At 72.7% G+C, this 12,146-nt stretch carries 9 protein-coding genes; 1 reads left to right on the forward strand and 8 read right to left on the reverse strand.

From position 1 onward, the window contains the following. Positions 1 to 995, reverse strand: a 995-nt coding sequence (locus GSF22_RS22565) for a family 43 glycosylhydrolase (RefSeq protein WP_208815734.1), incomplete at its 3' end; no start/stop codon positions are given. A gap of 237 nt (positions 996 to 1,232) precedes the next feature. Between GSF22_RS22565 and GSF22_RS22570 the strand changes: the two genes are divergently transcribed. Next, positions 1,233 to 2,168, forward strand: coding sequence for an STM4015 family protein (locus GSF22_RS22570; RefSeq protein ID WP_208815735.1), 936 nt, complete (start codon positions 1,233 to 1,235; stop codon positions 2,166 to 2,168). A 27-nt stretch (positions 2,169 to 2,195) separates the two neighbouring features. On the opposite strand, the gene GSF22_RS22575 is transcribed toward GSF22_RS22570, so the two are convergent. The 7 genes from GSF22_RS22575 to GSF22_RS22605 all read right to left on the reverse strand — a co-directional run. Further along, on the reverse strand, positions 2,196 to 2,879 hold the full coding sequence (locus tag GSF22_RS22575; RefSeq protein WP_208815736.1) for a response regulator: 684 nt from the start codon (positions 2,877 to 2,879) through the stop codon (positions 2,196 to 2,198). After that, on the reverse strand, positions 2,876 to 5,422 hold the full coding sequence (locus tag GSF22_RS22580) for a sensor histidine kinase (protein ID WP_208815737.1): 2,547 nt from the start codon (positions 5,420 to 5,422) through the stop codon (positions 2,876 to 2,878). The genes GSF22_RS22575 and GSF22_RS22580 overlap by 4 nt, the downstream gene beginning before the upstream one ends. A gap of 89 nt (positions 5,423 to 5,511) precedes the next feature. Further along, entirely contained in the window at positions 5,512 to 6,393 is an 882-nt protein-coding gene (locus GSF22_RS22585; protein WP_208815738.1) for a potassium-transporting ATPase subunit C, read from the reverse strand. A 1-nt stretch (position 6,394) separates the two neighbouring features. Further along, positions 6,395 to 8,587 carry a potassium-transporting ATPase subunit KdpB gene (kdpB, locus tag GSF22_RS22590; protein WP_208815739.1) on the reverse strand — a complete coding sequence of 731 codons (2,193 nt, stop codon included), beginning with the start codon at positions 8,585 to 8,587 and terminating at the stop codon, positions 6,395 to 6,397. 20 nt (positions 8,588 to 8,607) lie between these two features. Continuing rightward, positions 8,608 to 10,263, reverse strand: a complete 1,656-nt coding sequence (gene kdpA, locus GSF22_RS22595; protein ID WP_208815740.1) for a potassium-transporting ATPase subunit KdpA — start codon at positions 10,261 to 10,263, stop codon at positions 8,608 to 8,610. Next, complete coding sequence (gene kdpF / locus GSF22_RS22600; protein WP_132181531.1) at positions 10,263 to 10,352, reverse strand: K(+)-transporting ATPase subunit F; 90 nt, start codon at positions 10,350 to 10,352, stop codon at positions 10,263 to 10,265. Before kdpF ends, kdpA begins: the two co-directional genes overlap by 1 nt. Before the next feature lie 290 nt (positions 10,353 to 10,642). After that, positions 10,643 to 12,146: DUF5722 domain-containing protein (locus tag GSF22_RS22605; RefSeq protein WP_244368212.1), on the reverse strand; the 1,504-nt coding region annotated here is incomplete at its 5' end.

Below are 12,146 nucleotides of genomic sequence, written 5' to 3' on the forward strand. Positions count from 1 at the left end.
ACCGCCGGGTGGCGGGCGGCCGGCGCCACCGGGCGGTGTGGTGCCGGCGGCGCGTCGGCCGGGGCGCGACGGTCGACGCGGGGCCAGTCGTCGACGGTCCAGCGCAGCGGGTGCAGGATCGCCGCCGGGTCGGGCGCCACCGGGTGCAGGGCGGCCACCGCCGGGTCGGGCGGCGGCGCCACGTGGCCGACGGGGTACGCCAGATACCAGCGGTCGTCCGGGGTGGCGACCAGGCTGCCGTGCCCGGCCCGGGGGGCCGGCCCGGTGAGCAGCGGTCCGGCCGGATCGGGCCGGTACGGACCGAGCAGGTCCCGGGCCCGGGCCACGTCCAGTCGGCGGGTGCCGTCCGGCAGACGCCCGCCGGTGACCAGGTAGTGCCAGTCTCTCCGGCGGTACAGGCGGGGGCCGCCGGTGGTCCCGGCGGTCGCCCGCAGGATCAGCCGGGCCGGGCCGACGGTCCGCCCCGCCCGTTCGTAACGCTGGATCTCGATGCCGGCGGTCCGGTTCCGGCCGGGCCGCCAGTCGGCGCGGACGGTCAGCAGCCAGGTGCTGCCGTCGTCGTCGTGGAACAGCGACGGGTCGGGGCCGTGGGCGTGCACCGGGACCGGATCGGACCACGGGCCGGTGATCCCCGGGGCGGTGAGGACGTAGTTCTGCGGGTCCCGGTACCCGCCGCCGGCACCGGGCAGGTGGGTGAAGGCCAGGTGGAACAGGTCGTCGGCCCAGGACAGGCAGGGGGACCGGACACCGCCGGAGTCCGCCACCCCGGTCAGGTCCAGCAGCCGCCGGTCGGTGAGGATCCCGCCGAGGGAGCGCCAGGTCACCAGGTCCCGGGAGTGGTGCACCCGGACGGCCGGGTACCACTCGAAGGTGGGGGTGGCGAGGTAGTAGTCGGTGCCGACGCGCAGGACCGACGGGTCCGGGTACGGGCCGGGCAGCGCCGCGTCGGTGATCGGGTACGGGACTGCGGGCCGGCCGGTGGTCCCGCGCAGCATGGGGCTCCCCTCCTGTGCACGGAACCCGGCAGTTTTCGGGGGCATTTTCGGACCAAATCAGCCTAGGGAGCCCGCCGGAGCCCGGTCAAGAGGTGAACGTCGATGGATTGTGCGCTACGGCGACCCCGGGAAACCGGCCAGCCCGCTGGCGGGCGGCGGTGTCGGTGGGTGTGCAGGGCCGGTGTCGGTGCCGGCTGCTAGCGTGCCGCCGCTGCGTCGGTCCGACCGGAGGTACCCGTGCCCGTCAACACCCACCTGTCGATGTTCGCCGGTCTGCCGGTGCACCGCTTCGTCCCCGGCGACGGCCTGCCGGACGACCCGTCGGCGGTGGCCTGGCGGCTGGAGGTGGACGACTTCGACGCCCCGCCGGAGGAGTTCGCCGAGCTGTTCGCGGCCTTCCTCGAACAGGTGCCGGCGCACACCGTACGGGCCGTGGTCGTGGGCGAGTGGGGCAGCGCGTACGAGCAGCCGCCGCCGGTCGGCCTGCTGGCCGGTGCGGCCCGACGGCTCACCGCACTGCGGGCGCTCTTCCTCGCCGACCTCGTCGGTGAACAGTGCGAGATCTCCTGGATCAACCAGGACGACGTCACCCCGCTGCTGACCGCGTACCCGCACCTGGAGGTGCTGCGGGTACGCGGCGCGCAGGACCTGCGGCTGGCGCCGGTGCGGCACGGCGGGCTACGGGAACTGGCCGTCGAGTCCGGCGGGCTGCCCGGCACGGTGGTCCGCGCCGTGGGCGGATGTGACCTGCCCGCCCTCACCCACCTGGAACTCTGGCTCGGCGTCCCCGACTACGGCTGCGACACCACCGTCGACGACCTGGCCGGCATCCTCGACGGCCGTGGCCTGCCGGCGCTGCGCCACCTGGGGCTGCGCAACGCCGCGATCGCCGACCCGGTCGCGGCGGCGGTCGCGACCGCCCCGGTGGTGCCCCGGCTGGCGGTACTCGACCTGTCGATGGGCATGCTGACCGACGACGGTGCCGCCGCGCTGCTGGCCGGGCAGCCGCTGACCCACCTGGAGCGGCTGGACCTGCACCACCACTTCCTCTCCCCCGAGCGGGCCCGACAGCTCACCGGGCGGCTGCCCGGCGTCGACGTGGACCTCTCCGGGGCCCGGGAGCCGCGCAGCTACCAGGGCCGGTCGTACCGGTACACGGCGGTCGCCGAGTAGTCGACGACGGGTCACCTGCCGGGCCGGTCAGGGCTGGAACCGGTACCCCATGCCCGGTTCGGTGACCAGGTGGCGCGGGCGCGCCGGGTCGTCCTCCAGTTTGCGGCGGAGCTGGGCCAGGTACTGGCGCAGGTAGGTGGTCTCGTTCTGGTACTCCGGTCCCCACACGTCGTGCAGGAGCTGGCGTTGGCTGACGAGTTTGCCGGGGTGGCGGAGCAGCTTCTCCAGTACGCCCCACTGGGTGGGGGTGAGCCTGACGTCGGTGCCGTCGTCGCGGGTGACCGTCCGGGCGGCCAGGTCGACGGTGTGCCGGCCGACCCGGTGGGTGGCGGTGGCCGCGTCGGCGGGGGTGCCGAGCCGTCGGGTGACCGCGCGGATCCGGGCGAGCAGTTCGTCGATGCCGAACGGCTTGGTGACGTAGTCGTCGGCTCCGGCGTCGAGGGCGGTGACCTTGTCCGCGCTGCCGGCCCGGCCGGAGAGCACGATGATCGGTACGCCGGTCCAGCCGCGTAGCCCCCGGATGACCTCGACCCCGTCGAGGTCGGGCAGGCCGAGGTCGAGCACGATCAGGTCGGGCGGGTGGCTGGCGGCCATCCGGAGCGCGGCGGCGCCGGTGTCGGCGACGTCGACGTCGTACCGGCGGGCCCGCAGGTTGATCCGGAGGGCCCGCAGGATCTGCGGTTCGTCGTCGACGACGAGGATGCGGGTCACGACGGCCGCCCTCCGGGGGTCTCGGCGGCGGGGAGCCGCAGCACCATGGTCAACCCGCCGCCGGGGGTGGTCTCGGGGGTGATGGTCCCGCCCATGGCCTCGGCCAGGCCCCGGGACAGGGCCAGGCCCAACCCGACGCCGGTCTGGTTGTCCCGGTCACCGAGCCGTTGGAAGGGCAGGAAGACATGCTCCCACTGGTCCTGGGGGATGCCGGGGCCGGTGTCGACGACCCGCAGTTCGACGAACCCGGCGTGCGCACTGGCCGTCACGGTGGGCGGCCGGTCGGGTGGGCTGTGCCGCAGCGCGTTGGCGACGACGTTGACCAGGACCCGTTCCAGCAGGCCCGGGTCGGCGAGCACGGCGGGCAGGTGGGCGGGAAGGTCGGTGGGTACGTCGGCGGCCGGTGGGCCGAGTTCGTCCAGGGCGCGGGGCACCACGTCCTCCAGTCCGACGGCCGTGGTGCGGATACCCAGGGCACCGGCCTGCAACCGGCTCATGTCCAGCAGGTTGGCCACGAGCCGGGCGAGCCGGTCGAGGGACTCCTCGGCGGTGGCGAGCAGTTCGGCCCGGTCGGCGGCGTCGAACTCGACGTCCGGGCTGCGCAGGCTGGTGACGGCGGCCTTCGCCGAGGCGAGCGGGGTACGCAGGTCGTGGCTGACCGCAGCGAGCAGCGCGGTGCGCATCCGGTCGGCTTCGGCGAGCGGACGGGCGGTGGCGGCCTCCTCGGCGAGGCGTTCCTGCCGGAGGGCGACCGCGGCCTGGGCGGCGAAGGCCTCGACGATACGCCGGTCGGCGGCCTCCAGGCGGCGGCCGGACAGCACGACGGTGAGCCGGTCGTCGACCGGTACCGCCGTCTCCCCCGCGCTCGGGCTGCCCGCCGGTGCCACGCCGACACTGGCCACGACCCGCCAGGCGGTCTCCTCACGGGCCCGGTCGGGCCGACCGTGTGCCCCGGCGACCAGCTCCAGGACGCTGACCGCCCGCAGGGCGAAGGTTTCCCGCAGCCGGTCCAGCAGCGCCGGCAGGGGCCGTTCGCCGCGCAGCACGCTGCCGGCCACGGTGGCCAGGGTCTGCGCGTCGGCGGTGGCACGGGCCGCCTCGCGGGTCCGCCGGGCAGCGACGTCGACGACCCCGCTGACCGCCACGGCGACGACCACGAACACGCCGAGGGCGAGCAGGTTGTCGACCTCGGCGATGGTCAGCGTGCGGTAGGGCGGGGTGAAGAACCAGTTCAGCAGCAGCGAGCCGCCGAGCGCGGCGACCAGCGCCGGCCACAGGCCACCGACCAAGGCGACGCCGACCACCCCGACGAGGAAGAGCAGGATGTCGTTGGTCAGGGTGAGGTCCGGCAGTGCCCGCAGCAGCAGGGTCAGCGCCGGCATGCCGAGTCCGGCCAGCGCGAAACCGAGCAGCCGGCGCCGCCGGGACAGCGCCGCCGGTACCGGGCTGCCCCGCCGTCCCCGGCCAGCCTCCGGGTGGGTGACCAGGTGCACGTCGATCGGCCCGGACAGGGCGGTGGTGGTCACCCCGACACCCCGGGAGAACAGTTGCGCGACCCGGCCCCGCCGGCTGGCGCCGAGGACGAGTTGGGTGGCGTTCACGCCCCGGGCGAAGTCGAGCAGCGCAGCCGGGATGTCGGTGCCGAGCACCTGGTGGTACGTCCCGCCGAGGCTCTCCACCAGGACCCGCTGCCGGGCCAGCCGGGCGGGGTCGGCGCCGGCCAGACCGTCGCTACGGGCCACGTGTACGGCCAGCAGGTCGGCGCCCTTGCTGCGGGCGGCGATCCGGGCGGCCCGCCGGATCAGGGTGTCGCCCTCCGGGCCGCCGGTGAGGGCGACGACGACCCGTTCGCGGGCCTCCCAGGTGTCGGAGATGCCCTGTTGGGCGCGGTAGGCGTCGAGTTGGTCGTCGACGGTGTCGGCGAGCCAGAGCAACGCCAGTTCCCGCAGGGCGGTGAGGTTGCCGACCCGGAAGTAGTTGCCCAGCGCCGCGTCGATGCGGTCCGGCCGGTAGATGTTGCCGTGCGCCATCCGGCGGCGCAGCGCCTCCGGGGTCATGTCGACGAGTTCGACCTGCCCGGCGGCACGGACGACCGCGTCCGGCACGGTCTCCCGCTGGCTGGTACCGGTGATCCGGGCGACGACGTCGTTGAGGGACTCCAGGTGCTGGATGTTGACCGTGGAGAGCACGCTGATCCCGGCGTCGAGCAGTTCCTGGACGTCCTGCCAACGCTTGTCGTGCCGGGAGCCGGGCACGTTGGTGTGGGCCAGTTCGTCGACCACGGCGACCTCGGGGCGGCGGCGCAGCAGCGCGTCGAGGTCCAGTTCGGTGAAGTCGCTGCCACGGTAGGTGACGGCGCGCCGGGGTACCTGCTCCAGGTCGCCGACCATCGCCGCCGTGTGCGGACGGCCGTGGGTCTCGACCAGGCCGATCACCACGTCGGTGCCGCGCCCGGCCCGGCGGTGGGCCTCCTCCAGCATCGCGTACGTCTTGCCGACACCGGGGGCGGCGCCCAGGTAGACGCGGAGCTCACCTCGTGCCACTCGGACATCCTCTCTGCTGACGGTGTCGCTGGTCAGCCGGGTGGGACACGTCCCGGGCCGGGATGTCGGTGCCCGACCCGGGACGGCGTTCAACGCGCCGGGAACGCCCGGTCGAGTGCCAGGTTGAGCGTCAGGACGTTCACGCCCGGCTCACCGAGGAAACCGAGGGACCGGCCGGTGGTGTGCTCCCCGACCAGGCGGCGCACCATGGCGGGGTCCGCGCCCCGCTCGCGGGCCACCCGGGCGACCTGGATCTGCGCGTACGCCGGGCTGATGTGCGGGTCGAGGCCGCTGCCACTGGCGGTGACCGCGTCGGCCGGCACGGCCGGGTCGGCCGGGGCGTCGCCGCGGACGGGGGTGATCAGGCCACCGGCGGCCACGTAGTCCCGGTCCGGTTCGGCCAACTCGACCGGCACGCCCTGCCAGACGGTGAGGAACGGGGTGGCCGGTGCGGTCTGGTTGACGCTGACCACCCGGGTGATGCGGCCGGTCAGCCCGTCGGCGCGGAACACGGCCAGCACCGCGCCCACCCCGTCGGTGGTGCAGTACGGGCGTCGCCCGTCCACGCCGTCGAGTTCTCCGACGGCCCGGCTGCGGGCGCAGACCTGGGTGAGCAGGCTCTCGGAGGTCTTCTCCGGGTCGGTGGAGATGGTGTCGACGACGCTTTCCGGGCCGAGGTTGCTGGCGGCGGTGGCGGTGGGGTCGTAGCCGTCACCGGCAGCCGAGGGCCGGGACTGGAAGTAGCGCGGGACGGGGTTGCCGTCGGCGTCGGTGAAGGACTGGCCGATCAGGGCGCTGCCGACGGTCCTGCCGTCCACGGTGAGCAGGGAGCCGTCGGCCCTGCCGGACAGGCCGGGTAGCTGCCCGACGGCGACCAGGGCGAGGGGGTAGGCCAGGCCGAGCAGCACGGTGAGGACGAGCAGCGCACGGAGCGCGGCGAGGTGGTGGGCGAGCCAGGTGGGTAGGCGCATGTCAGATCCCGGGGACGAACTGGAGGAGCAGGTCGACGAGTTTGATGCCGACGAAGGGCACGAGGATGCCGCCGAGGCCGTAGACCAGCAGGTTGCGGCTCAGGAGCTGCGATGCCGAGGCGGGCCGGTACCGGACGCCACGCAGAGCCAGCGGGATCAGCGCGACGATCACCAGGGCGTTGAAGACGACCGCCGACAGGATCGCCGACTCGGGGCTGGCCAGGCGCATGACGTTGAGCGTGTCCAGGCTCGGGTAGATGCCGGCGAACATGGCGGGGATGATCGCGAAGTACTTGGCGACGTCGTTGGCGACGGAGAACGTCGTCAGCGCGCCCCGGGTGATCAGCAACTGTTTGCCGATCTCCACGATCTCGATCAGCTTGGTCGGGTCGGAGTCGAGGTCGACCATGTTGCCGGCCTCCTTCGCCGCCGACGTACCGGTGTTCATCGCGACCCCGACGTCCGCCTGGGCGAGCGCCGGTGCGTCGTTGGTGCCGTCGCCGGTCATCGCGACCAGCCGGCCACCGGACTGCTCCTTGCGGATGAGGGCGAGTTTGTCCTCCGGGGTCGCCTCGGCGAGGAAGTCGTCCACCCCGGCCTCGTCGGCGATGGCCTTCGCGGTGCGCGGGTTGTCGCCGGTGATCATCACCGTCCGGATGCCCATCCGGCGCATCTCGTCGAACCGTTCCCGCATCCCGGCCTTCACCACGTCCTTGAGGTGGATGACCCCGAGGGCGCGGGCCGGCTGACCGTCGACGTGTTCGGCCACCACCAGCGGAGTCCCGCCGGAGGCGCTGATCGCGTCCACGATCTCCCCGACGTGGGCGGTGGGGTGCCCGCCGTTGTCGCGTACCCACTTCATCACCGCGGCGGCGGCACCTTTGCGGATCCGGCGGGCCGGGCCTTCCCCCGGACCGGCGTGCAGGTCGACGCCGCTCATCCGGGTCTGCGCGGTGAACGGTACGAAGGTGGCGTGCGGGATCAGGCCCGGCTCGCGTTCCCGCAGCCCGAACTGGTTCTTGGCGAGCACGACGACCGAGCGGCCCTCCGGTGTCTCGTCGGCGAGGCTGGACAGTTGTGCGGCGTCGGCGACGGTGGTCGCGTCGACGCCCTCGACCGGCAGGAACTCGGCGGCCTGCCGGTTGCCGAGGGTGATGGTGCCGGTCTTGTCGAGCAGCAGGGTGTTGACGTCGCCGGCGGCTTCGACGGCCCGGCCGCTCATGGCCAGCACGTTGCGTTGCACGAGCCGGTCCATGCCGGCGATACCGATCGCCGACAGCAGGGCCCCGATGGTGGTGGGGATCAGGCAGACCAGCAGCGCGACCAGGACGATGCCGCTGACGCCGGCGTCGGTGATCGCGTCGGTGTCCGGTGCGGCGGCCTGGTAGCCCTTGGCGTAGACGGCGAGGGGCTGGAGGGTGACGACCGCGAGCAGAAAGATGATCGTGAGGGCGGAGAGCAGGACGTTCAACGCGATCTCGTTCGGGGTCTTCTGCCGGTTGGCGCCCTCGACCAACGCGATCATCCGGTCGATGAAGCTCTCCCCGGGTTTCTGGGTGATCCGCACGACGATCCGGTCGGACAGCACCCGGGTGCCGCCGGTGACCGCGCTGCGGTCCCCGCCGGACTCCCGGATCACGGGGGCGGACTCGCCGGTGATGGCGGACTCGTCGACGCTGGCGATGCCCTCGACCACGTCACCGTCGCCGGGGATGATGCGGCCGGCCTCGACCAGGACGATGTCGCCCTGCTGGAGCGCGGAGGCCGCGACGGCCTCGTCCCGGTACCGGCTGGCCGGCGCGCCGGGTGTCCAGCCGACCAGCCGGGTGGCGACGGTGTCCTTCTTCGCCTGGCGCAGGGTGGCGGCCTGTGCCTTGCCGCGACCTTCGGCGACCGCCTCGGCGAGGTTGGCGAAGATCACGGTCAGCCAGAGCCACGCGGTGATGGCGAGCGCGAACACCGACGGGTCGGTCACCGCGAGGACGGTGGTGAAGGCCGCGCCGATCTCGACGATCAGCATGACCGGGTTGCGCCACAGGGTGCGCGGGTCGAGCTTGCGCACGGCCTCGGGCAGGGATCTGATCAACTGCTGGGGGTCGAGCAGGCCACCACCGATCGGGTTGCCCCGGGCGGCCGGGGTGCCGGCGGTGGCCGCGTCGGCGGTACCGTGCGGTGCCGGCGTGGACGTGGTCATGTCCTTCTCTCTCATGGTGGTCACAGCCCCTCAGCGAGGGGGCCGAGCGCGAGGGCGGGCAGGAAGGTCAACGCCACCAGGACCACCGTGACGCCGACGACCATCCCGACGAACAACGGGCGGTGGGTCGGCAGGGTGCCCTCGGAGGCGGGGGTGGGTTGCTGACGGGCCAGTGAGCCGGCCAGGGCGAGCACGAAGACGACCGGCAGGAACCGGCCGAGCAGCATGCACAGGCCGAGTGCGGTGTTCCACCAGGTGGTGTTGACGGTGATGCCGGCGAACGCGGAACCGTTGTTGTTGCTCGCCGAGGTGAACGCGTAGAGCACCTCGGACAGGCCGTGCGGGCCGACGTTCAGCGCGGTCGAGTTGTTCCCCGTGGTGAACGCCGCCGCCGTGCCGGCCAGCACCAGCGTCGGGGTGACCAGGAAGTACAGGGCGGCGAACCTGATCTCCCGGGAACCGATCTTCTTGCCGACGTACTCCGGGGTCCGGCCGACCATCAGGCCGGCGACGAACACGGTGATCACGGCCAGGACCAGCATGCCGTACAGACCCGAACCGACCCCACCGGGCGCCACCTCGCCGAGCATCATGTCGACCAGCGGGATCATGCCGCCCAGCGCGGTGTACGAGTCGTGGAACGAGTTCACCGCACCGGTGGAGGTCAACGTGGTGGCGGCGGCAAAGGTCGCCGAGTTCGACACGTCGAACCGGACCTCCTTGCCCTCCAGGGCGGCACCCACCGCCTGCGGCACGGTGCCGTTCCCGGCCAACTCGAAGACGTTGGTCAGCGCCACGCTGGCCAGCGCCAGAATCGCCATCACGGCAGCGATCGCGTACCCCTGCCGGTTCTGTCCGATCATCCGGCCGAACACCCGGGGCAGGCTGAACGGGATCAGCAGGATCAGGAAGATCTCCAGCCAGTTCGTCCACGCCGTCGGGTTCTCGAACGGGTGGGCGCTGTTGACGTTGTAGAACCCCCCGCCGTTGGTACCCAGTTCCTTGATGACCTCCTGGCTGGCAACCGGGCCGCCGGTGATGGTCTGGGTGCCGCCGGTCAGGGTGGTGACGTCGGTACCGGCGGACAGGTTCTGCACCACGCCACCCGCCATCAGGGCGAGCGCACCGAGCACCGCGACCGGCAGCAGGATCCGCACCGTGATCCGGGTCAGGTCGACCCAGAAGTTGCCCAGCCCGCCGGTCCGACTGCGGGCGAATCCCCGGACCAGGGCCACCGCCACGGCGATGCCCACGGCAGCGGAGACGAAGTTCTGCACGGCCAGGCCGGCCATCTGCACCAGGTGTCCCATGGTCGACTCACCCGAGTACCACTGCCAGTTCGTGTTGGTCACGAACGACACCGCCGTGTTCCAGGCCCCGTGCGGCACCACCGGGTCGAAACCGAGCGACAGCCACAGCCGGTCCTGCACCCGCTGGAAGCCGTAGAGGAACAGGATCGACACCGCCGAGAAGGCCAGCACGCTGCGGGCGTACGTCCCCCAGGACTGCTCCGCAGCCGGGTCCACCCCGACCAGACGGTAGATCACCCGCTCGACGCGGGCGGACCGGGTGCCGGAGACCACCCGGTACAGGTGGTCACCGAACGGCCGGTGGACGGCCACCAGCGCCACCACGAGCGAGAGGATGAACAGCACCCCGGCTGTCGTCACGGTCATCAGAAACGCTCCGGGAACAGCAGGGCGACCACCAGGAACACGGCCAGGCCGACCGCCAGTACCAGACCTACGGCGTTGACGGCGTTCACCGCTTCTCCACGCCCCGCACCACGAGGGTGAGCACGGCGAACAGTCCCACCGTCACCAGTACGAACACCACGTCAGGCACGCTGACTCCCTCCACCAGCACGACTCGGCACGACCGACGTCCGGTCGTGCCGGGCAATCACAACGCCGTAGCGGGCTGAGGGACAGGGGCCATCACGTGACCTTCACGGCGGCGACGTGTTTCTTGACGCGGTTTTCACGCCGCCGGCCGGCCGGGTGAGGCGGGTCACGGTGGACACCGCCGCAGGGGGCCGGCGGTGCCCACCGGGGCTCAGGCGTACCCGTAGCCGAGCAGGGACTCCGTCCGGTGGCCCTCGCAGTTCGACTGGGGGCTGACGAAGTGGTCGCCGTTGGCCGGGACGTAGCAGCGGTACAGCGGCACGGTCCCGGGCACCTGGGTGGTGTGGGCGTACCCGACCGGGCCGAGCGGGAACTGGTTCTCGCAGCCGGCGTGGCGGGTGAGCAGCGAGTGGTCGCCGACCTGGCACTCGAAGAGCAGCACCGTACCGGCGGCCGGGTTGCGCAGCAGCCGCCAACCGGCCTCCGGGGTGAACCCGGCCGGGAGTTGCCGGCTGCTGGCCACGTGCCCGTACCCGTTGCGCACGGCCCGGGTCAGCACGGTGTACGGCAGGTGCTCGAAGCCGCAGGAGAGCTGCGGCGGGTTCAGGTCGTTGCGGTTGGCCAGCGCCCAGGTGGCCCAGGCCGGTTTGGCGGACCCGTCGCTGCGGCGTAACCCCAGTTGCAGGCCGCCCTCGGCCGGGTGGTCCTGCATCCGGTGGTACAGGTAGCTCTCGATGTGCGGGGTGCCGAGGACGTTGCGGAAGCTCTGGCACAGGGCGCTGGCCTGGGCGGCCTCGCTGGAGCCGCTGCCGGAGTTGACGCCCTGCTCGGTGAGCTGGACCTGCCAGGCCGAGGGGGTGTCGGGGAAGGTGGCGTGCAGCCAGCCGACCAGGACGCCGATGTTGCCGAAGGTGACCTTGGGGTAGTCGCGGGCGGTGAAGGTCGGGGCGAACAGGTCCGGCGGGTACGGGTGGAAGGCGACCCGCCAGGCCCGGCCGGCGGCGTTGGCGGCGACGCCGCGCAGCACGGTCTGCCCGGACAGCAGCGCCTGGTGGGCCGCCGGTTGGTCGTACGCCGGCCCGAAGTGGTGGTCGAGGGAGACGAGCACCTTGGCGGTGGACTGCTCGGCGGTGATCCGGTCGTACGCGGCGTTGTAGTTGGCCGAGTAGACGCCGATCCACTGGTTGGTGTCGCAGGCGGTGCCCTGCCCGCAGCCGATGTCGAACCAGGCGTTGGCGTTGACCTCGTTGTGGACGACGAAGTCGGCGATCCGGCCGTTGCCCTGCAGGCCGTTGTACCGCCAGGCGAGGAAGCCGGCGAAGCGGGCGTAGTCGGCCGGGTCGTCGGGTACGCAGAAGATCTCGTACCCGGGCCCGACGGGTGAGCAGGGGCGCACCGTCCGGGCCCAGGCGGGTACCCCGTAGACGATGGCGGTGACCACCAGGCCCCGGGCGGTCCAGTCCCGGATGGCCGTGTCGACCGCCGGGGCGATCCGGAAGCACTGCCCGTCGTACTGCTGTTCGCCGGTCGTGCAGGGGGCGTACCGGCGGGCCGGTTGCCAGTCGGCCCAGACCAGGTTCATCGAGACGCCACCGGCGTTGTTGCCGGCGATCTCGGCCGGGTCGGCCCAGAAGTCCGGTTGGAGGCCCTTGATCCGATGGTCGGAGCGGGTCGGGTAGGCCAGGGCCGTGGCGGTGGGCGTGGTGGCCCGGGGG

Origin of the sequence: Micromonospora echinofusca (genome assembly GCF_017614955.1) — a bacterium.
Lineage (GTDB): Bacteria > Actinomycetota > Actinomycetes > Mycobacteriales > Micromonosporaceae > Micromonospora > Micromonospora echinofusca_A.

Coding starts and splice junctions, on each gene's coding strand:
- GSF22_RS22585 (WP_208815738.1), bottom strand. CDS start 6,393: ATGCGCCTACCCACCTGGCTCGCCCACCACCTCGCCGCGCTCCGTGCG.
- kdpB (WP_208815739.1), bottom strand. CDS start 8,587: ATGACCACGTCCACGCCGGCACCGCACGGTACCGCCGACGCGGCCACC.
- kdpA (WP_208815740.1), bottom strand. CDS start 10,263: ATGACCGTGACGACAGCCGGGGTGCTGTTCATCCTCTCGCTCGTGGTG.